This window comes from Ochrobactrum sp. AP1BH01-1 (assembly GCF_018066705.1).
Taxonomy (GTDB): domain Bacteria; phylum Pseudomonadota; class Alphaproteobacteria; order Rhizobiales; family Rhizobiaceae; genus Brucella.
In genome coordinates this window covers 644864-664934 of record NZ_JAGPOU010000003.1, presented here as the reverse complement: position 1 = coordinate 664934, position 20071 = coordinate 644864, and the positions used below count along the sequence as shown (strand labels likewise).

Genomic DNA, 20071 nt, shown 5'->3' with positions numbered 1-20071 from the left:
ATGACAGCCGATATTGCAATTCCCAGCCACAACAGCACCTGTTTTCCCCATTTTGAACGGCGCGATCCTGACGGTCGCGTCAACTTCCATGGTCAGGGATAGGCTGTTCCGCCGGACACTGCATTGATTTGAATCAACGGAAATACGCGCGACGATGGCTCGAAATCAGCGTGTTTTCTAAGCAATTTTGCCGGAAAGCTCTAAAGGCTCTCCGGGTCCATTCCGGCAACGGCCGCCAGCGAACGGCGGGACAGGATTTCCACCGTATTGGCGTCTATCAACTGAATGAGGCCTTGTGTCTTGAGCTTTGTGAAGCTGCGGCTGACAGTTTCGATCGTCAAGCCCAGATAATCGGCAATGTCGGTACGATTCATCGACAGATGAACAGGATTGGGCTTCTCGCCGCGTTTCTCCGCCCGGGCGGAAAGAACCAGAAGGAAGCTCGCGAGCTTTTCCACCGGTGCGAGGCGTCCGAGAACAAGCTGGTTGTCGCGCGCTGTGCGCAGTGCGGCCCGCGTCATTTGATGCAGGCGTTCCTTCAGCTTGGGAAAGCGCTCCATCAGATCGTCCATCTCCCTGGTGGAAAATGCACACAGAACCGAGGGCACGACAGCTTCAACCGACTGGGAGTAAGTCTCGTCGTCAGCCAGACCGAGATAATCGCCGGGGAACAGGAAACCCGCAATCTGCCGCCGCCCGTCTGGAAGAGACGTATAGATGCGCAGCATGCCGGAAGTGAGGCTGAAGACACGGCGCTTCGGCTCGCCCTCTTCCACCAGCTGCTCATTGGCATCAAGCCGCTTGGAGGTCATGATGGCTTCCAGAGCGCCAAGATCGCCGTCGTCCAGGGCAGCGCAAACCGCCATCCGCCGAACATCGCAATCCGCGCATACCCCACATGGCGCACGGTAGGGCGATCTGGGATCGAATATGATAGGCGCTACACTCACGATGGAATCCTGTTTGTGGAAGCGGAAGGACGTCTTTGCGGCATCCCTTAAATAGGTAACTAGAACGCGTCCCGCAAAGCGGAATTTCGCCGCAGGGGTGTATTGCCCCTGCAGCGCATCGAAAGCCGTGGGCTTGCCTTGCTTAAATGTTGCGGCTGCCGGGCTTCACAGCCGGAATTGCAGCAAGCTCCGGCGGCAATTTATCCGCGGGATAGGCTGGAACTTCGTATTCGGCGAGCGAAATCAGCTTCGTGCCGACATCGGCCTTCCCCGCCGAGCGGTCGACGATGCAGGCCGCAGCCACGACTTCGATACCGAGGTCCTTCATGCAGTCGATCGTTTCGCGGATGGAAAGTCCGGTCGTGACGATATCTTCCACGATGACCACGCGCGCGCCTTTCGGCACATCGAAACGCCGCAGGCGGAATACGCCGTTTTCGCGCTCAACCCAAACCGACGGAACGTGCAGATGCCGCGAGGTCTCATAGGAAGGAATCAGCCCGCCAATCGCCGGCCCGACCACGTAATCGATTGTCCCGAGATCTGCCGCCTCGATCTTTTCCGCCAGTGCCTTGCAAAGCTTTTCCGTCTTGTCGGCATGCATGAAAACACGCGCCTTCTGCAGAAAAACGGGGCTGCGCAGGCCTGACGTCAAAATAAAGTGGCCCTCAAGGATCGCTCCCGCTTCGCGGAAGACGGCAAGCACATCTTCAGTGTTCATCTTAGTCCTATCCGTTCACGCGTTTCGCGCCACTGACGCTCGCGCTTTCTTTCAATTGGGAAATGATACGGTTGAGATGCTTGAGGTCCCAAACCTCGACATCGATAATCATCTCGGTGAAGTCCGGTGCGGTGCGCACCATGGAAAGATTGTGAATATTGGCGTCGTTGGCCGCCACGATCTGCGCTATTTCCGCGAGCGAGCCCGGCGAATTGATGGCCGATACGCTGATCCGCGCCGGGAACCGCTCGCTCATCTGCTCGTCGATATCCCAACGCACATCGATCCAGCGTTCGGGCTGATCGTCATAGGCTGTCAGCGCAGGCGACTGGATCGGGTAGATCGTTATACCGGCGCCGGGCTGAAGAATGCCGACAATACGGTCGCCCGGCACGGCACCTTCCGGGGCAAAGCGCACCGGCAGGTCGGAATTGGTGCCGCGAATCGGGAGGGCCTTTTTCCCCGGCTTCGGCGCGGCCTCGGCATCGGACTTTGTCGCGTCTTCGCTGCCCTCAGGAACCTTGAATATCATGCCGGCGGCGTTCTGGATATTGAACCAACCCTTCTCGCCGGTCTTCGCCGGGTTGTTCTGCGAGGTCACGCGTGTATCCTGATAGTCGGGATAAACGGCCTTGACGACATCGGTTGACGGCAGTTCACCGCGTCCGACAGCCGCCAGCACATCCTCCACATCCTTGCGCGCAAGGCGCGGGAGCCCCGGTTTCAGTATATCCTTGCTGAATGGCTTTCCGGCGCGCTCGAAAGCGCGTTCAAGAATGCGCATGCCAAGCCCCGAATATTGCTTGCGGACAGCCGAACGCGTTGCGCGGCGGATGGCGGCGCGTGCCTTGCCGGTTGCGACAAGCGACTCCCAGGCGGCAGGGGGAACCTGCGCCTTGGAACGGATGATATCGACTTCATCGCCGTTCTTCAGTTCAGTCATCAGCGGCATGATGCGGCCATTGACCTTCGCCCCGACGCAGCTGTCACCGATATCGGTGTGAACGGCATATGCGAAATCAATGGGCGTCGCGCCGCGCGGCAAAGCGATCAGTCGGCCTTTCGGCGTGAAGCAGAAGACCTGATCCTGGAAAAGCTCCAGCTTGGTGTGTTCGAGGAACTCTTCCGGATTATCGCCTTCGGAAAGCTGCTCGATGGTCTGGCGCAACCATGCATAGGCATTGGTTTCGGTGGAAATCTTGTGCGGGTTGTTCGCGCTGCCGCGATCCTTGTAGATCGAGTGCGCGGCGACGCCGAACTCGGCAATCTCATCCATTTCGCGGGTGCGTATCTGCAACTCGATGCGCTGGCGCGACGGACCGATGATGGTGGTGTGGATCGACCGGTAGTCGTTCTGCTTGGGCGTGGAAATATAGTCCTTGAACCGGCCCGGAACCATCGACCATGTCGTGTGAATGAGACCAAGCGCGCGATAGCAATCCTGCACCGTATCGACCATGACGCGGAAGCCGAAAATGTCGGAAAGCTGCTCGAACGACAGGCCCTTGGTCTCCATCTTGCGAAAAACGGACCATGGCTTTTTCTGGCGGCTCTTCACACTGGCCTTGATGCCATGCTTCTCGAAAATTTCCGACAGGTCCTTTTCGATCTTCTGCAGCAGGCCACGATTCTTTTCCAGAAGTTCGGCCAGACGATCCGTAACCGCGCGCCACGCATCCGGATTGATATAGCGGAATGCCAGCTCTTCGAGCTCCTCGCGCATATCCTGCATACCCATGCGGCCAGCAAGCGGGGCATAGATATCCATCGTTTCCTCGGCGATGCGCAAGCGTTTGTCTTCCCGCATCACGCCGAGCGTGCGCATATTATGCAGACGGTCCGCCAGCTTGACGAGAAGCACACGGACATCTTCGGAAATCGCCAGAAGCAGCTTGCGAAGGTTTTCCGCCTGCACTGCCTTCTTCGAAACGAGGTCGAGTTTTTTGAGCTTGGTCAGCCCTTCTACGAGCTTGCCGATTTCGGGGCCGAAAAGCTGATCGATTTCCTGCCGGGTGGCCGTCGTGTCTTCAATCGTATCATGCAGGAGCGCGATCGCAATCGTCGCTTCGTCGAGATGCATATCGGTGAGGATCGCGGCGACTTCCAGAGGATGGGAAAAATAGGGATCGCCGGAAGCACGTTTCTGACTGCCATGCTTTTGCATGGCATAGACATATGCCTTGTTTAGAAGCGCCTCATTCACGTCAGGCTTGTATCGCTGTACACGCTCCACAAGCTCATATTGGCGCATCATCTACGAAAACTCCCTTTGGAAACCGATACTTGCTAACATATCGGGCATTGTGACCCAAAATCGCCGAAAATCGAACAGTTCTCGGCATTTAGGCTTAATTTTCTGCCGACAATATTAATTTCCGGCAGAAATGGCTCGTCATTAAAGGGTCGCGCATCCTTTCGGCCCACAAAGGAGGGGCTGGGACCAATGACGCAGGCGTTTCATCAGCGCATAAAAACATGCGCCACGACTGGAAAGTCGCAGCGCATGCAAAAAAAGATAATCCGGACGACGATTAGAAGTCGTCGTTCTTCTCTGGCGCGACGAGGCCTTCGATACCGGCGAGCAGCTCTTCTTCCGACATGCGGTCGAAAGCCACCACATCTTCTTCGGCAGCGTCTGCAATGCCTTCCGCAACGTCTTCCGAAGAAGAGGCGATCTGGGCAGGTGCGGCCGCTTCCGGCTCGTCGACTTCCACATGCTTCTGCAGCGAATGGATGAGATCTTCCTTCAGATCGTCCGGCGACAGGGTTTCGTCGGCGATCTCGCGCAGGGCAACGACGGGATTCTTGTCGTTGTCGCGGTCGATGGTGATCTGTGCACCCTGGGAAATCTGGCGAGCACGGTGACCAGCCAGCAGAACCAGCTCAAAACGGTTCTCGACCTTATCTACGCAGTCCTCAACAGTGACGCGGGCCATGCGCGGTCCCTTTCATTTCTCGAACTTTAATGGATTTTTCCCCACATAACGCTTGTGAAGCCAAATTACAAGCAAAAGCGGAATTGCTCCTGCAGTACCGCGTGAAATCTGGCAAAATAACGTCAAAATTCATGGATTCGCCCCATAAAACACGGCGACGCGTCAAAACGGCACAATATTTTGTAAACGCGACAGGCATTAACGGGACAAGACTCACTTACTGGTAATTTAGTGGGGGCAAATAACAACCAGTGGTTGCTTGTTTTTCTGTGATATGTCCTTAGAAGGCAATAAACGCACTGGTAAATTTCGATACCACCCGCCGTTTAGAAAACAAACTGAATAAGCGGTCGCCGGTCCACTCCCGTCCGGCCGTAGAGTGGATATATTGCACGATGTTCGATTCTCGTGAAAAGATTGCGCTTTTTATTGATGGCGCCAATTTATACGCTGCCTCAAAGACCCTGGGGTTCGATATTGATTATCGGAAGCTTTTGAAGGCATTTCAAAAGCGTGGCTATCTGCTCCGCGCTTATTATTACACCGCCCTCGTCGAAGATCAGGAATATTCCTCGATCCGTCCGCTGATCGACTGGCTGGATTATAACGGCTACAAGGTCGTCACTAAAGCCGCCAAGGAATTCACCGATTCCACCGGACGCCGCAAGGTGAAGGGCAACATGGACATCGAACTGACGGTTGATGCCATGCAACTCACCGATACAGTCGACCATTTCGTGATCTTTTCCGGCGATGGCGATTTCCGCTCGCTGGCGGAAGCTCTTCAGCGCAAGGGCCGCAAGGTTTCGGTCGTCTCGACCCTCACCACGCAGCCTGCCATGATTTCGGATGAATTGCGCCGCCAGGCTGATCATTTCATTGATCTGGTCTCGCTCAAGGCCGAGATTGGCCGCGATCCATCAGAACGTCCGGCACGCCGTCAGGATGATGACCTCGACGACAGCTATTGACGCCATCGTCGAGCCGGTTCATGCAAGGGCATGAATTCCGAACCATCTCCTAACTGTCACATCTGTCCGAGACTGCACGCCTTCCTGCAAGAATGGCGACGCAAGGAGCCGTCATGGCATAATGCCCCGGTTCCTCCGTTCCTGCCGGCGGATGACGCCGATGTCCGGCTCCTGATCGTAGGGCTGGCGCCGGGCCTGCGCGGCGCCAACCGGACCGGACGCCCCTTCACCGGGGATTATGCCGGTGATCTTCTCTATAGCACGCTCTGCGAATTCGGATTTGCCACCGGCAAGTTCGAGGCCCGCCCGGACGATAGCCTGCGCCTGCTGGATGCGAGCATCGTCAATGCGGTCCGCTGTGTCCCGCCGGAGAACAAGCCAATCGGCTCCGAGATCAATAATTGCCGCCAGTTTTTGTCGCCAATGCTGACCCGGTTTCCAAATCTGCAAGCCGTGGTCACCTTGGGAACTATCGCTCACCAATCGACCGTTCGCGCACTGGGGGCGCCGGTGGCGCGACATCCCTTCGGCCACGACAGGGCAAGCGATATCGGCAGCTTGCGTATTTTTTCCAGCTATCACTGCTCACGCTATAATACGAATACCGGGCGGCTGACGGATGCCATGTTCCGCACCGTATTCCGGAACGTGCGCGATTATCTGAATCAAAAGAGCGCCTGAGGCGCTCTTTTTACTTTCCTGTGTTCAACCGCGGTCCCGCAGCAAGCGGGCCTTTTCGCGGTTCCAGTCGCGCTTCTTTTCCGTCTCGCGCTTGTCGTGAGTCTTCTTGCCTCGCGCCAGCGCCAGTTCCAGCTTCGCGCGCCCCCGATCATTGAAGTAGAGCTTCAAGGGGACCACGGTCATCCCGTCGCGGGACACGGAGTTGAACAAGCGGGACATTTCGCGCTTGCTGATGAGCAGCTTGCGCAGACGCCGCGGCTCGTGATTGAAGCGATTGCCCTGCGTATATTCGGGAATATACGAATTGATGAGCCAGAACTCGCCATTTTCAAAGCTCGCATAGCTTTCCGCTATGTTGGACTGATTGGCGCGCAGCGACTTGACCTCGGTGCCTGTCAAAACGAGACCGGCTTCGAGCGTATCAAGAATTTCAAAATTGAAGCGCGCCTTGCGGTTTTCCGCGATGATCTTGCGCACAGGAGAGTTCTTGGGCTTGTTCATGATGGCACCATATAATGTGCAATGCCTGAAATGAAAACGCTCCCGAAGCTACGGGAGCGTAAAAATCAGAGAAAGCGGCAAAGTTTGCAGGTCAGTTGACGAGACCCGCGTGCTTCATGGCCTGATCGATCTTCTCTGCCGTCGCGGCTTCGACCGTCACCATCGGCGAGCGCAGCGCATTTTCCACGCGGCCAAGTCGCGACAGGGCATATTTCGGACCAGAGGGATTCGGCTCGATGAAGAGCGCCTTGTGCAGCGGCATGAGGCGATCCTGTAATTCGAGCGCCCTGGCGAAATCGCCAGCCTGACACGCATCCTGAAATTCGGCGCAAAGGCGCGGCGCGATATTGGACGTCACCGAAATGCACCCTACCCCGCCATGGGCGTTGAAGCCGAGAGCGGTGGCATCTTCACCGGAGAGCTGGATGAAGTCCTTGCCGCAGGTAGCACGCTGTTCCGAAACGCGCTCGATCTTGCCGGTGGCATCCTTGACGCCCACGATGTTCTTGTGGTCTCGGACCAGAGCCCCCATCGTTTCCGGCGTCATGTCGATGACCGAACGACCGGGGATATTGTAGATGATGAGCGGGACCGAAATGGAACGGGCCACGCGCGAGAAATGTTCGTAAAGGCCACGCTGGTTCGGCTTGTTGTAATAGGGCGTGACGACGAGAACGGCATCAGCACCGGCCTTTTCGGCATGCTGCGCCAGTTCGATCGCTTCCACCGTATTGTTGGAGCCGGCACCGGCAATCACGGGAACGCGGCCAGCGGCAACCTCGATACAAACCTCAATGACGCGCTTGTGCTCATCATGCGACAGGGTCGGCGTCTCGCCGGTCGTTCCGACGGGAACCAGTCCTTTTGTACCTTCTTCGATCTGCCAGTTTACGAATGCGCGAAAGGCTTTCTCGTCGAACGCTCCTTCGGAATCGAATGGCGTGACAAGCGCGGTAATTGAGCCCTTCAGCATTAGTGAACTCCTGAAAAAAGAAAGATGGGACCTCATTCCCCGATCATCTTGGGCATGCGATCAGGTTGAGGCGTTGCACAATAGTCTTGCCACACGAGCGGAGCAAGCGGGGTATGCTGGCAAAACAAGCGTAATGCGGCACTTTTGCGGCAAAATCTGTTGCTGGTTCCATGTACTGCCGATGATACGCCGAGATTGATTAAAGGAAGATCAAACGTCGCGGAGTGAGTGCGCCCGGCAGAGGTCGAAGATAACGCTTTGTTAAGGATAGATTCATTCCTCAAGCCTAACCTTGCAGGAGAAATCGACAGCCAAAAGCCCGGCTAAGAAAAGCCTGATTTCAACAACATATTGCGCATCAACCAAGTCTTTGTTCTAGTTAGCCAATGTCAAAACAAGCCGTAGCGATATCCTTGAAGAAAAAAGCACTCCTTGCGAGTTGCTTTGTTGCGGCTGCCTTGCAGCCGGTGATTTCGCTCGCGCAATCGTCGCTGCCGTCGGATATTCCAACTCCGCTGGCGCGCCCGTTTGCACCGACCACGACGCATCAGTCGCCAATGAATCTGGTGACGCCGAAGCCGCGTCCGGCTACGCCCGATCCGGTCGTGACTTCTGCGGTCAGCCGTATGGAAAACCCGGCCGCGATCGGCGGAGCGCTGAAAAGCGGACTTGATGCGCTTTCCTCCCGCGACACCGCAAGTGCGATAGCATTTCGCAACGCCATGCCGCATGGCTCTCTCGACCGTCAGATTCTGACCTGGGCAATTGCCACGTCCGGCCTCGACGGTGTGCCAAGCGCAGAAATTGCAACCGCAGCGACGGATCTGCGCGGCTGGCCGGGAATGTCGGTTCTGCGCAGCAATTCGGAACGGGCTCTGTTCAAGGAAAATCCGGCTCCCGCAACGGTAATCGCCACATTCGGCAGCACGCGTCCCCAAACAACACAGGGCATGATCCTTCTCGCCCGCGCCTATGTCGGCACCGGGAACACAGCCAAAGCGCGCGAGTTACTGTCGCCGTGGTGGTCGACGCAGCGCCTTTCCGCCGATGACGAGCAAAAGATTCTGAAAGAGTTCTCGGGTGTCCTGGCGCGTGAGGACCATCAGCGCCGCATTCTGCGTTCTCTTTATAATGACCGCATGCAATCGGCAAAACTGCTTGCGGGTCCGGCGCAGGCACAATCGCTCTACAATGCCTTTGCGGCGGTTGCACAGAAGTCTCCAAACGCGGCCAAGGCGATAGCGGACATCGACCGCACCTGGCAGGGCAATGCCGCCTATCAGTTCCTGAAGATTCGCTATCTGCGGCGCGCCGAGCGCTACAACGAAGCAACGGACCTCATGCTGAAAGCGCCGCGTCAAGCCTCGGCACTGGTCGATCCGGATGCATGGTGGGTTGAACGGCGTATCCTGTCGCGGGAACTGCTTGATCAGGGCAAGCCACAACTCGCCTACAAGCTGGTTTCCGCCCACGCCGCCGAATCCCCCACGATGGCGGCAGAAGCGGAATTCCATGCCGGATGGTATGCGCTCCGCGCTCTGAACCAGCCGAAGATGGCGGCGCCGCATTTTGCGAAGATCGCAGAAATTTCATCGCGGCCGATTTCCGCCTCCCGCGCCTTCTATTGGCTTGGACGGTCGGCTGAAGCAGGTAGCGGCGGCGATGCGCGCGCGTATTATCGTCGTTCCGCTCATTTCGGTACGACCTTCTACGGGCAGCTTTCAGCAGCCAAGCTGGACGAAAAGGCGCCGGAACTCATCTATCCGAAACCAACGGATGCGGATCGCACACGCTTTGCCGGCCGACCTGCCGTGCAGGCTATCAAGCGACTGGAACAGGTCGGCTACAGCAACCGGGCAACCGCGCTCTATAACCAGCTTTCGCAGGAGCTCGACAGTGTAGGCGAGCTGGCCCTGCTGGCGGTTATGGCCGAACGCAACGAGAATCATTACCTGGCGCTGCGCGTCGGCAAAACTGCTGCCCTGCGCGGCCTTGACGTCGGCGCCTTATCACATCCGCTGGGTGCAATTCCTGCCAGCGCGAATATAAACGGGTCGGGCAAGGCTCTCGCCTATGCAATCGCGCGACAGGAAAGCGAATTCAATGTCGGCGCAGTCTCGAAAGCCGGAGCACGCGGTTTGCTGCAATTGATGCCGGCGACTGCGAAAAGCGTGGCAACGCGTAACGGCATGAACTTCTCCGCACCGCGTCTCACGACCGATGCAGGATACAATGCCACGCTGGGCGCCCATTTCCTCGGCGAACAACTCGACCGTTTCAACGGGTCCTACGTCCTCACCTTTGCCGGATACAATGCCGGACCCCGCCGCGCATCGGAATGGGTCGAAAAATACGGCGACCCGCGCGGCAAGCCAATCGATCAGGTCGTGGACTGGATCGAACGTATTCCCTATTCCGAAACACGGAACTACGTTCAGCGCGTGATGGAAAACTACGAGGTATACAAGGCTCGCCTGACCGGCAGCGCCGATATCCAGGCTGACCTGATTTACGGCCGCCGTTAGGCCAAAATATACAAGGCAAAGAAAAAGCAGGCTATTCGCCTGCTTTTTTTGTCCGTCGCGGTTTTGGTTTGGCAGCTGCCTTCCGAGGCTTTTCCGCTCGTTTGGCACTCGCTTTGTTTGCCGCATTCACCAATTTTGCAGCTTGCGCGATCCAGTCCTCACGCTCCACACGGCGCGGAAAACCTATATTACGCTCGATCCAGCGCGATTCTTCATCGTTCCAGCCGGCAATCTGGTCGTAGTGAAACACGCCGATACCGTTGAGCAATTCCTGAACTGCCCTGCCGATACCTTTTATGGCGGTGAGATCATCGGGTTTTCCGAGACGGGCGGCTTCGAGAAGCTCCGGACGGCCCGGGTCGCGAACGAGTTCCGTTTCTGCTGCCGGATCTTCGCCCGGCGAAGGCCAGTTACCAACCACTTCCGCTTCCGGCACGACCTTCACCGGAAGTTTCTCCGGTTCGCCCGGCTGCGGTGAAGCCCTGGGTTTTTCGGTTTCTGCCGGTGCTTCGGCTTCCTTGGGCGGTTCCGGCTTTTCGTCGACAGGCAATGTGGCGTGTGCTGCGGCGATGATTGTGCGCTCGCGATCCGGGATCGCAGCGTTTCTACGCCTTGCGAAGCGGCCTAAAAGGCAGCCTATAACAAAGGCGATGGCAACAAGAACAGCCAGTTGGACAATCAGCAACGGCATATGGTTTCCTCGTACTCCAAATTACTCAAGCCCGGCGAACATTGTCGCCGTCAATTTTCCTCGCCCCAGATTCGCCACCACTACTTCGAACCAGTCAGCCAGCCCACGCCTGCGCCGATCAGAACCGCCATAACGAGAACCGGCCAAAACGATACGGCTAAATATAACATTGTCAGGTCCGCTTTCTGTTCCGGAAACGGAACATATGCTCCGCTATGCCTATTCATAATGAGAAAGGAAAGGCCCGAACAGGCGGGCTGTCAATTCCGAACAGAAAACAGCGGAGATGCAGTCCAAACCGGGCCGGTCTTCGTCACTAAAAGAGCTCGGGCTCGCCAATCTCGACCCGTTCGGCTTTCAAACCGAAAGGAAGCGGAGACTTCAATTGGGATTCGAGCTTTTGATAGCTGGCCCGGTCCGCCGCCCTTCCCTTGATTGAAATATCAAGATCGGAAACCTCGACCTCCCCTTCCCGCAGGCCAGACAGAAGCTGCAAGGCAAATTCCACCGAATCAGCGAAGTTCGCCGGGTTGCCTCGGCCTACCGCCATTTCATCGTCGAGCGGGATGCCCGGAGCCGCATTTTCGGCAGCAGTCATGATTCGATCCCTGATGTCATTATCCGGAACAGAACCGGACAGGATAATTCCGTCAGCGCTCTTCTTTATCTGTAACACATAGGGGGACACGACGGGCAGAACACTCGTCAGATCGGTGATTTCCCGAATCCCCCATACCTTTTCCAGCGCGTCTTTCGCAGCAGACTGCGCCTCTGGATCGGGGGCGATGCCTTTCAGCGTGACATCGCGGCCATCCACATCGAAGCCCGTCCACACGAATGGGGCGAGCGCCTCGCCGGTGCGCGTTGCGATATCCGTCTCGACCCGATCGGCCCCGAACCAGAGCGCAAGCGCTGTCAGCGCTGCGGTCCATGTTAAGCCGGGCCAAAACCATTTGAACATGTCGCCTCCACGCCGGAAATCACGAGAACCCAAGCGGCGAAAACCCGCCGCGTCTTACTCGTACAAAGACGGAGTTTTCGGTGAAAGCAAGATCACAACTGTGAAAAATCGAAAAACAAAAAACCCGGCAGCGATGCTGCCGGGTTCTTTTGAACAATCCCTGAGGGATTAGAACGAGCGCTGGAAGCGAACCATGCCCTGCCAAGCATCCTTGCCGTCGAGGCTGATGTTTTTGTCGTCCCACTTGGTGTAGGAGACTTCAGGCGTGATCGTGAAGCCAGGAACCAGTTCGTAAGCAACGTTTGCGGTTGCTGCGAAGGTCTTGGAGTCGTCGTAAGCGAGCTGCAGGTTGAAGGTAGCCTTGTCGGTTGCCTTGAATGCAGCGCCACCCCAGACAGCCCAATCGCCGCCCCACGTGCCGTAGAAGCTGGTGACCGCACGGTAGGTGTAAAGACCACCGTTACCATCCGACGCAGCGAAATATTCGTCGTCGTTAGACTTGTAAGCGCCCTGTACCCAGACCGAGAAGCGGTCCGTGATGTTGACGTCGCCGCGAACCTTGGCAGCCCACTCTTCGTTACGAGCGTCGTAAGCACCAACAGCTGCGATCGAACCCCAGCCGCCAGCGTACTTCAGGCCGCCAACGATGTGCGGGGTGTAGTCCTTGAGCGTTACGTCAACGTCAGCATCGCCGTTGCCGCCTTCTTCGAGCGACAGGATGGCCGAGAAGCCGTTGCCGCCGGTGAAGGTGTAGCTGATGAGGTTGGTGCGGTAGCCGCCAGCGAGGATCACGTCGTCGTTGATGACGTTGCCGAGGTAACCCGTGAAGGTCACGAATGCCGATTCATCGAGACCAACGCGCAGACCGCCGAGCTGGATGTAAGCATAACGCAGCGAGCTGTTTTCGCTCGAGCCGTATGCATCTTCTTCGCCGTCGCCGCCGCCGTTCCAGTTGTAACGCAGTTCGGTGAAGGTCTTCAGGGTGCCGAGTTCGGTTTCCGAAGCGGTCGAGAAGCGGAGCGTTGCACGAGCAAGCTTGCCCCAGGTGTCACGGTCCAGGTCGCCAGGCGTACGAGCGTAAACGCGGTCACCGCCGGTTGCGTCGTAACGAACATAACCATGGATACGCAGGCAGGTTTCGGTGCCTGGGATGTAGAAGTAGCCGGCGCCGTAAGCATCGCAGACGCGGACATATTCAACGGCTTCTGGCTCTGGCGCGACGATTGCGTCGGCAGCCTGAGCGCCGGAAGCTGCAACCAGAGCTGCAGCGGAGCCAAGGAGAAGGCTCTTGATGTTCATTTCTGACCTCCAGTCAAAGTTAAAAATGGGTCTGGGCATTCTGATTTGGCTGAAGGACAACCTGTCCCCATCCCCTTTTGAAAAAGTCACCCCGAAGCGCTCCTTCTTCTGGATGTGAAGATACTCGCCCGCTTTCTCGTTTCAACATCGAATGCACTCTCCCAACCTTTCTGGTGCTTCTATGAGGGAGCGCTGTTGCAGAAAAGACACGAAATTGCCCGTTTCTGGATGGGAGATTTAGAGTTTATTAACATAAGTAAATTGGAATTAACGGGTCTTAACGCTTGAAAACACGCGATATTTGGCATTGCACCCGACCTGGATAAGCGAATCCATGACTTCCCGCGCTACAGGCAGAGAATATGTCAGACTGTCGTCACAAACCGCCACATTAGCGAGGACCAGCACGAATCTCCCTCCCACAGATCCGCAAAACAACACCTTTGCCCCTTGGTGAAAGCGGCTGATTCCACATAACATTCCGGAGCGCGTATATATAAAGTGCGATAATTCGCAGGAAATTTTACCAGTTGGCGCGCAATTCGCTTGAAATGACAAAGCGTACCGGCTATCTCGCCCTTACCGGAGAGGTGGCCGAGTGGTCGAAGGCGCTCCCCTGCTAAGGGAGTAGACCTCATAAGGGTCTCGTGGGTTCGAATCCCATCCTCTCCGCCAGCTGCTTCAGGCATATTCTTCCGAAAAATCAGATCCCGATGCGCCTCTTGGCGTGCGATTATATGCCATTGTGCACCATATCCGCGACGTCTCCGCCAGGCCCTCCAACTTCCTGTTTTTTGTGTCGCGAATTCCAAAAATCAGCAACTATTTGAATAATATACATTATTCCGCTTGCCTCCGATTCTTGACTGGAGGTCAGAAATGAACATCAAGAGCCTTCTCCTTGGCTCCGCTGCAGCTCTGGTTGCAGCTTCCGGCGCTCAGGCTGCCGACGCAATCGTCGCGCCAGAGCCAGAAGCCGTTGAATATGTCCGCGTCTGCGATGCTTACGGCGCCGGCTACTTCTACATCCCAGGCACCGAAACCTGCCTGCGTATCCATGGTTATGTTCGTTACGACGCAACCGGCGGTGACAATGTTTACGGCCGCGGCTTCACCGATCGTAACGGCGATGTCGATACCGACCGTGACACCTGGTCGAAGCTTGCTCGTTTTGCCCTCAAGGTTTCGACGGCTTCGGAAACCGAACTCGGCACCCTCAAGACTTATTCGGAAATGCGTTTCCAGTGGGCTGACGGCGCTGACTCTAGCTCGACCGGCACCCTGCGCTTCGGTTACATCCAGCTCGGCGGCCTGCGCGTTGGTCTCGACGAATCGGCCTTCGTAACCTTCCCGGGTTACCTCGGCAACGTCATCAACGACGACGTGATCCTCGCTGGCGGCTATCGCACCGGCTTGATCAGCTACACCTTCACCGGCGGCAACGGCTTCTCGGCCATCCTGTCGCTCGAACAGGGTAACACCGTCGATGTTGACACTGGCACGTACCGCGACGTCAACACTGGTGCGGAATACACCATTTCCGGCAAGATCGACGACTACATGCCACATGTAGTGGGTGGTCTGAAGTATGCTGGCGGCTGGGGCTCGATCGTCGGTGTCGCGGCTTACGACGCTTACAACGAAGAATGGGCTGGTAAGATCCGCGCTGACATCAACGTCACTGACCAGTTCTCGGTCTGGGTGATGGGTGGTTATAAGTCCAACGACGACACTTATGAATACGTCTACACCGACGCCAACGGTCGTGATCGCGGTATCCGCCAGATCAACAGCTTCTACGGCACTTGGGGCGGCGATTGGGCTGTTTGGGGTGGCGCTGCTTACAAGGCAACCGAAAAGGCTACCTTCAACCTGCAGCTCGCCTATGACGACTCTGAAACCTTCGCAGCAACCGCGAACGTTGCTTACGAACTGGTTCCTGGCTTCACCATCACGCCAGAAGTTTCCTACACCAAGTGGGAAGACAAGAACTCTGTCCTCAAGGGCGAAGACGCTTGGCAGGGCATGGTCCGCTTCCAGCGCTCGTTCTAATCAGATCGACGCTTAAGCAAAAAGCGCCAACGGGAAACCGTTGGCGCACATTCATTTGAAACGATGCTCACGAATGCGTGCATTTGATCCTTCAGAAATGGGGATTTCGAAAAGGGTCAAAAACCGAGGGGAGTAACGGGGGACGACAGAAAGCTGGGGGCAATTATCGGTCTTTTAGAAGGATCTAAAAATGTCTCCGCATAAAGTTAGCTCACTTATCTTGTGTTCTGAGAATTATTTCATTAATTGTGCGTCTCATAAAGCTATGGGGGGCGTGCAATGATCGTCGTTGGGGAAACGAAGATCGACATGGGCGACAAATTTGCGCCGATAGTCGACTACAACTTAAAATACACATCCAGCAAAAGTCCGAACCATCGGCTTGTCGAACAATTTTCGGTGGCGGAACTGACGGGGAAATATATCAACATCCTGTGGGATGATGGGTCGCACAAGTATAATGTGAAGTCGTTTCTCGGCGAAATTGATGAGATTCTGAAAGGCGAGCGCTTTTCAGGTTTCGATCAGGAAATGCTCGACTCCGTCATCGGTTCGCTCCGTGAGCGCGGCAACAGCAATGCAACCATCAATAGAAAGATGGCTGCGCTGAGCAAGCTGCTGCGAAAGGCGCACAAGATGGGAGATATCTTCAATTTACCGGAATTCATCCGGCAGAAAGAGCGAGTCGGACGTATTCGATTCCTCGAATATGAGGAAGAAAAACGCCTGTTCGCTGCGATCAAGTCGCGCTGCGAAGATAGCTACCGGCTTTCCCTGTTCTTGGTCGACACGGGTTGCCGTCTCGGCGAAGCGATCGGCGTCACCTGGAACGATATTCAGGATCAGCGGGTTACATTCTGGCTCACCAAGTCGAATCGCAGCCGCACTGTTCCCCTCACCCGGCGCGCACGAAAAGCAGCACATATCTCGCGTGAGAAGCTCAAGGGGCCCTTCTCTATGCTCAATCAGGTCCGGTTCCGCCAGATCTGGAATGAAGCAAAGATGGAAGTCGGGCTTGGCACGGACGATCAGGTCGTGCCGCATATTCTGCGCCACACCTGCGCATCTCGCCTGGTTCGAGGCGGAATCGATATCCGTCGTGTGCAGATGTGGCTGGGCCACCAAACCCTGCAAATGACCATGCGTTATGCCCATCTTGCGACACATGACCTCGATTCCTGTGTGAAAGTGCTCGAAGTCCATTAACGCGCATTTCTAAAGCTGCGCAGCGGTTTTCGGACAACATGTCCGGAAGCAGATCAGAACACCCGTCTGATTCAACCAACTCGGACTGTGTTCGTAGCGCATTCGGCATTTTAGGGATTTGAAAGCCAGCTTTAACTGGCGCGGCTGTGGTATTTGCGATTCTTATATTCGGGCTTATGCCGGATCATCCGGCTTGGCCGGATAGATCATTTGCATCAATCGACCGTCAGCCTGATCGTTGGGTCCATTATTCAGCCAACGCAGAATCATTGTGATGGCACCGGCGAATACAAGTTGCTATGCCTTTCTCAGCAGGACAGGTGGAGGTGACTGACAGCTTTAACCAGCCGCCCGACTTGTCCGCATTGTGCCGGACTGAGAATCGACTGGAAATCATCATGGGATCGCCTCGCCTTACACCACTCGTAGCAAGCCTGCCGTCTACCGTACCTTTTACTGGTCCCGAGACGCTGGAATTGCAACGCGGAAAGTCCTTCAAGGCGCGAATCGGCGCGAATGAGAGCAGTTTTGGACCGGCGCCTTCCGTACTTGAAGCTATTCAGGACGAAGCACACGAAATCTGGAAGTATGGCGACCCGGAAAATTATGGATTGCGTCACGCAATTGCAGCACATCACGGTGTAAAGCCAGAAAATATTATGCCGGGAGCGGGCGTCGATGCTCTGCTTGGCCTTGTGGTCAGGCAATATGTTCAGGAGGGCGACAGGGTTATCAACTCGCTCGGTGGCTATCCAACTTTCAACTACCACGTTGCCGGTTATGGCGGCAAACTGGTCACCGTTCCCTATATCGACGATAAATCGGACCTTGGCGGACTTCTCGATGCAGCGCGCAAAGAAAATGCAGCCATCGTTTATCTTGCCAACCCTGATAATCCGATGGGAACCTGGCATGAGGGGACGGATATCCAGTCCTTCATTGAGCGCGTTCCGGAAAACACGCTGCTTATTCTGGATGAGGCCTATTGCGAAACGGGACCCGCATCTGCCTTCCCGCCCTTCGAAACCGACCGCCGGAATATTCTGCGGATGCGTACTTTCTCCAAAGCCTATGGTCTTGCCGGAATCCGGTGCGGCTATGTGGTAGGCGCTGCCGAAGCCATCAAATCTTTCGATAAGATTCGCGATCATTTCGCGGTGAACCGGCTCGCGCAGGCGGCAGCTATAGCGGCTCTCAAGGATCAAGCCTATCTGAACGACGTGGTTGGGAAAATACAGGCTGGTCGGGACCGTATCGCTGCAATCGCCGACGCGAACGGTCTTTCAGCCATTCCATCCGCTACGAATTTCGTCGCCATCGATTGCGGTAGGGATGGAGCGTTCGCCACGACAGTTCTCAACGGGCTGATCGCGCGCGACATTTTCGTCCGTAAACCCGGAGCCCCGGTTCTGGATCGCTGCATTCGCGTGAGTGTGGGCATTGACGAGCAACTTGATCTCTTTGAAGCTGCTCTTCCCGCAGCTTTGGAAGATGCTCGCAAGCATGCAGATATTCGCGAAACTGCCTGAACGGTGGAGCTCCATATGCAGATTCGACCAGATAATCGGCAGCAGAACATTCTTTTCAGTACGCTGGCCGGACTGTGTGGCGCGCTCGCCATTGCAGCTTATGCAGGTGCTGCCCATGGCGGGGAGAACCATCTGGGCAATATTGCTCCATTGCTTCTCGGCCACGCGCCTGCATTTCTGGTGCTGTCCCTCATCGTACCGAGAAGTCGCGCCGCTTATCTGGGCGGGGCATTGCTTGTTATCGGTCTCGCCCTGTTCTGCGGCGATCTCTTCATGCGTGACATGACGGGCGACCGGCTCTTTCCAATGGCCGCACCGACGGGCGGATCATTGATGATTCTCGGCTGGCTTGCCGTCGCGGTCACAGGCTGGTTCTCACGAACCAAATAAAAAGGGGCCGAAAGGCCCCTTTCTGGTTTCCAAATACCGAATAAATCAGGAGTTACCCTTCAGGCGCGCGTTGCAGAGACTGTAATAACCGCCGCCCTTCTGCACCCACTTCAGGCCGCCGAGTGCATTGGCGTCCTTCAGTGCATGGTACTGTTCGAGGCAGGTGTGCATGCGAGCCTTGCCAGCGGATTCGCTGGAGTACTTCGCTGATACGGCGGTCGGGAACTTCACGCCCTTCGGCGCAGCAACCGTGGGGGCTGCGGGTTCGGAATTACCGTCCGTGCTGAGCGCAACCGGATCGGCGCCCGGGCCGCACTCGGCCTTGCGGAAATCGTTCCACTTCGCACCATTGTCCGTGCCGGCATCCTTGGCAGCCTGGTACTTGGCGCTGCACTGCTTCATCGTCAGGCCCTTGGCGCTGTCGTCTGCAGCAGGGGCAGCGGCACTTTTAGCGGCAGGTTTTGCCGGAGCGGCAGGTGCGGGCGCAGCCGGAGCCGCGGCGGCATCCGCGCCGTCACCGCACTGGGCCTTGCGGAAATCATTCCACTTCATGTTGCCAAGCGTACCCGCATCCTTGGCGGACTGATACTTTGCGCTACATTCCTTCATCGTCAACGCATTGGCAGGCGATGAAAAAGCGAACGCAGCGGCACTCATGATAATGGCTGTGCCGGCCATAGCTGTGATGGATCGAATAGACATCTTGTCACTCCTGTCGAATGCAGCTCTCACGATCACCTGGCATATTTCCTGCCTTGCGATCTTGCTAATATAGAAGAACGGTAGGCGTCGCCGTTGTTCTGGCCCGTTCCGCTTATACGTCAACATTGCGCCTCGCAAAGTTGACTGTCAATCATTTGATCAATATTACCCGCAACTCCAATACAAATTTTCTAACCGACTTTCTTTGCTCGTTATGGTCATGCAGGTGCCATGAAGTAAAATTATAGTACTTCACACCTCATGTCCGATTTTTATTCGAACAGAGTTAAAATCCGGAGATATGCGGGTGATAAAGCGGATCATGATCATTGGCGGCGCCGGATCGGGCAAATCAAGCCTCGCGCGTGCGCTTGGCGGCATTACCGGCTTACCCGTCGTTCATATCGATACCCTCTATTGGCAACCGGGCTGGGTGATGCGGCCGCGTGAGAAGATCGGTCGCCTCACCATCCAGGCGGCGGATCAGGACGCATGGATATTCGAAGGCAATCATAGCGAAACTATGAATTATCGAGCCTCGCGAGCGGATATGCTGATTTTCCTCGACATATCGACCGTGAGGCGGCTGTGGCGCGTTCTGAAAAGGACGGTAAAGCACTATGGTCGCTCCCGCCCGGATATGGCGGAAGGTTGCGTAGAACGTTTTGATTGGGACTTCCTGAAATGGGTGGCAGGCTATCGCAAGAATGGTCGTATTCGTGCACTGGCTTTTTTGGAGCAGGCGCCTTCGCATCTCGTCAAGCACCATTTGCGCAGCCCGCATGAGGTCGAACGCTTTCTCGCGCAGATGACACGCGAAATAAAATAAAACAATTCGCCCGCCCCATTGCGATAAATCAACAAAGTCAAACGTGAAATAACAATATTCCAAGCCGTGCGAAGCACCGAAACGGCTGTTATATTAGCCCGTCTCCCAAGACTTTACGCTGCGTGCTCTGGCTCGGCCATCTGCACAGCGCGAA

At 56.1% G+C, this 20071-nt stretch carries 18 protein-coding genes and 1 tRNA gene; 9 read left to right on the top strand and 10 right to left on the bottom strand.

Annotated features, from left to right (window positions below):
* Positions 1–200 precede the first annotated feature (200 nt).
* The 4 genes from J9800_RS13810 to rpoZ all read right to left on the bottom strand — a co-directional run bounded on the left by J9800_RS13810 (position 201) and on the right by rpoZ (position 4607).
* The gene (locus J9800_RS13810; RefSeq protein ID WP_286167516.1) at positions 201–866 is read right to left on the bottom strand and encodes a helix-turn-helix domain-containing protein; all 666 of its coding nucleotides are present in this window, start codon (positions 864–866) and stop codon (positions 201–203) included.
* Between the two features lie 226 nt (positions 867–1092).
* Positions 1093–1671, bottom strand: coding sequence for an orotate phosphoribosyltransferase (pyrE, locus tag J9800_RS13805; protein WP_112592139.1), 579 nt, complete (start codon positions 1669–1671; stop codon positions 1093–1095).
* Between the two features lie 7 nt (positions 1672–1678).
* Positions 1679–3925, bottom strand: coding sequence for a RelA/SpoT family protein (locus J9800_RS13800; RefSeq protein ID WP_112592141.1), 2247 nt, complete (start codon positions 3923–3925; stop codon positions 1679–1681).
* A gap of 277 nt (positions 3926–4202) precedes the next feature.
* Positions 4203–4607: a DNA-directed RNA polymerase subunit omega gene (rpoZ, locus tag J9800_RS13795; protein WP_112592142.1), complete on the bottom strand. Its 405-nt coding sequence runs from the start codon at positions 4605–4607 to the stop codon at positions 4203–4205.
* Positions 4608–5002: 395 nt separating this feature from the next.
* On the opposite strand from rpoZ, the gene J9800_RS13790 reads away from it, so the two are divergent.
* Both J9800_RS13790 and J9800_RS13785 read left to right on the top strand, forming a co-directional pair.
* Positions 5003–5578 (top strand): LabA-like NYN domain-containing protein, encoded by a 576-nt coding sequence (locus tag J9800_RS13790; RefSeq protein WP_112592144.1) that lies wholly within the window; start codon positions 5003–5005, stop codon positions 5576–5578.
* A gap of 30 nt (positions 5579–5608) precedes the next feature.
* Positions 5609–6259, top strand: a complete 651-nt coding sequence (locus J9800_RS13785; protein ID WP_112592145.1) for a uracil-DNA glycosylase — start codon at positions 5609–5611, stop codon at positions 6257–6259.
* A 24-nt stretch (positions 6260–6283) separates the two neighbouring features.
* Here J9800_RS13785 and smpB read toward each other — a convergent pair whose 3' ends face one another.
* Positions 6284–6760, bottom strand: coding sequence for an SsrA-binding protein SmpB (smpB, locus tag J9800_RS13780; protein WP_112592147.1), 477 nt, complete (start codon positions 6758–6760; stop codon positions 6284–6286).
* A gap of 91 nt (positions 6761–6851) precedes the next feature.
* Complete coding sequence (gene dapA / locus J9800_RS13775; RefSeq protein WP_112592149.1) at positions 6852–7733, bottom strand: 4-hydroxy-tetrahydrodipicolinate synthase; 882 nt, start codon at positions 7731–7733, stop codon at positions 6852–6854.
* A gap of 386 nt (positions 7734–8119) precedes the next feature.
* Between dapA and J9800_RS13770 the strand changes: the two genes are divergently transcribed.
* Positions 8120–10258 (top strand): lytic transglycosylase domain-containing protein, encoded by a 2139-nt coding sequence (locus tag J9800_RS13770; protein ID WP_210845854.1) that lies wholly within the window; start codon positions 8120–8122, stop codon positions 10256–10258.
* Positions 10259–10289: 31 nt separating this feature from the next.
* Here the strand turns inward: J9800_RS13770 and J9800_RS13765 are convergent, their stop codons facing one another.
* The 3 genes from J9800_RS13765 to J9800_RS13755 form a co-directional block, all read right to left on the bottom strand.
* The gene (locus tag J9800_RS13765) at positions 10290–10949 is read right to left on the bottom strand and encodes a helix-hairpin-helix domain-containing protein (protein ID WP_112592151.1); all 660 of its coding nucleotides are present in this window, start codon (positions 10947–10949) and stop codon (positions 10290–10292) included.
* 316 nt (positions 10950–11265) lie between these two features.
* The gene (locus tag J9800_RS13760) at positions 11266–11910 is read right to left on the bottom strand and encodes a BON domain-containing protein (RefSeq protein WP_112592152.1); all 645 of its coding nucleotides are present in this window, start codon (positions 11908–11910) and stop codon (positions 11266–11268) included.
* Between the two features lie 168 nt (positions 11911–12078).
* Positions 12079–13209: a porin gene (locus J9800_RS13755; protein ID WP_113462495.1), complete on the bottom strand. Its 1131-nt coding sequence runs from the start codon at positions 13207–13209 to the stop codon at positions 12079–12081.
* Positions 13210–13793: 584 nt separating this feature from the next.
* Here J9800_RS13755 and J9800_RS13750 point away from each other — a divergent pair.
* From J9800_RS13750 to J9800_RS13730, 5 genes are all read left to right on the top strand, one after another.
* A tRNA-Ser gene (locus J9800_RS13750) sits at positions 13794–13884 on the top strand.
* Positions 13885–14088: 204 nt separating this feature from the next.
* Positions 14089–15261 carry a porin gene (locus J9800_RS13745; RefSeq protein WP_113462494.1) on the top strand — a complete coding sequence of 391 codons (1173 nt, stop codon included), beginning with the start codon at positions 14089–14091 and terminating at the stop codon, positions 15259–15261.
* 279 nt (positions 15262–15540) lie between these two features.
* Entirely contained in the window at positions 15541–16467 is a 927-nt protein-coding gene (locus tag J9800_RS13740) for a tyrosine-type recombinase/integrase (RefSeq protein WP_112590603.1), read from the top strand.
* A 398-nt stretch (positions 16468–16865) separates the two neighbouring features.
* Positions 16866–17996 (top strand): pyridoxal phosphate-dependent aminotransferase, encoded by a 1131-nt coding sequence (locus J9800_RS13735; RefSeq protein ID WP_112590604.1) that lies wholly within the window; start codon positions 16866–16868, stop codon positions 17994–17996.
* 15 nt (positions 17997–18011) lie between these two features.
* On the top strand, positions 18012–18386 hold the full coding sequence (locus tag J9800_RS13730) for a DUF423 domain-containing protein (RefSeq protein ID WP_112590606.1): 375 nt from the start codon (positions 18012–18014) through the stop codon (positions 18384–18386).
* A 45-nt stretch (positions 18387–18431) separates the two neighbouring features.
* Here the strand turns inward: J9800_RS13730 and J9800_RS13725 are convergent, their stop codons facing one another.
* Positions 18432–19088 carry an antifreeze protein gene (locus J9800_RS13725; protein ID WP_112590607.1) on the bottom strand — a complete coding sequence of 219 codons (657 nt, stop codon included), beginning with the start codon at positions 19086–19088 and terminating at the stop codon, positions 18432–18434.
* Between the two features lie 301 nt (positions 19089–19389).
* Between J9800_RS13725 and J9800_RS13720 the strand changes: the two genes are divergently transcribed.
* A complete protein-coding gene (locus J9800_RS13720) occupies positions 19390–19917 on the top strand; it encodes a P-loop NTPase family protein (RefSeq protein ID WP_112590609.1) in 528 nt (175 codons plus the stop codon).
* Positions 19918–20071: the final 154 nt, after the last annotated feature.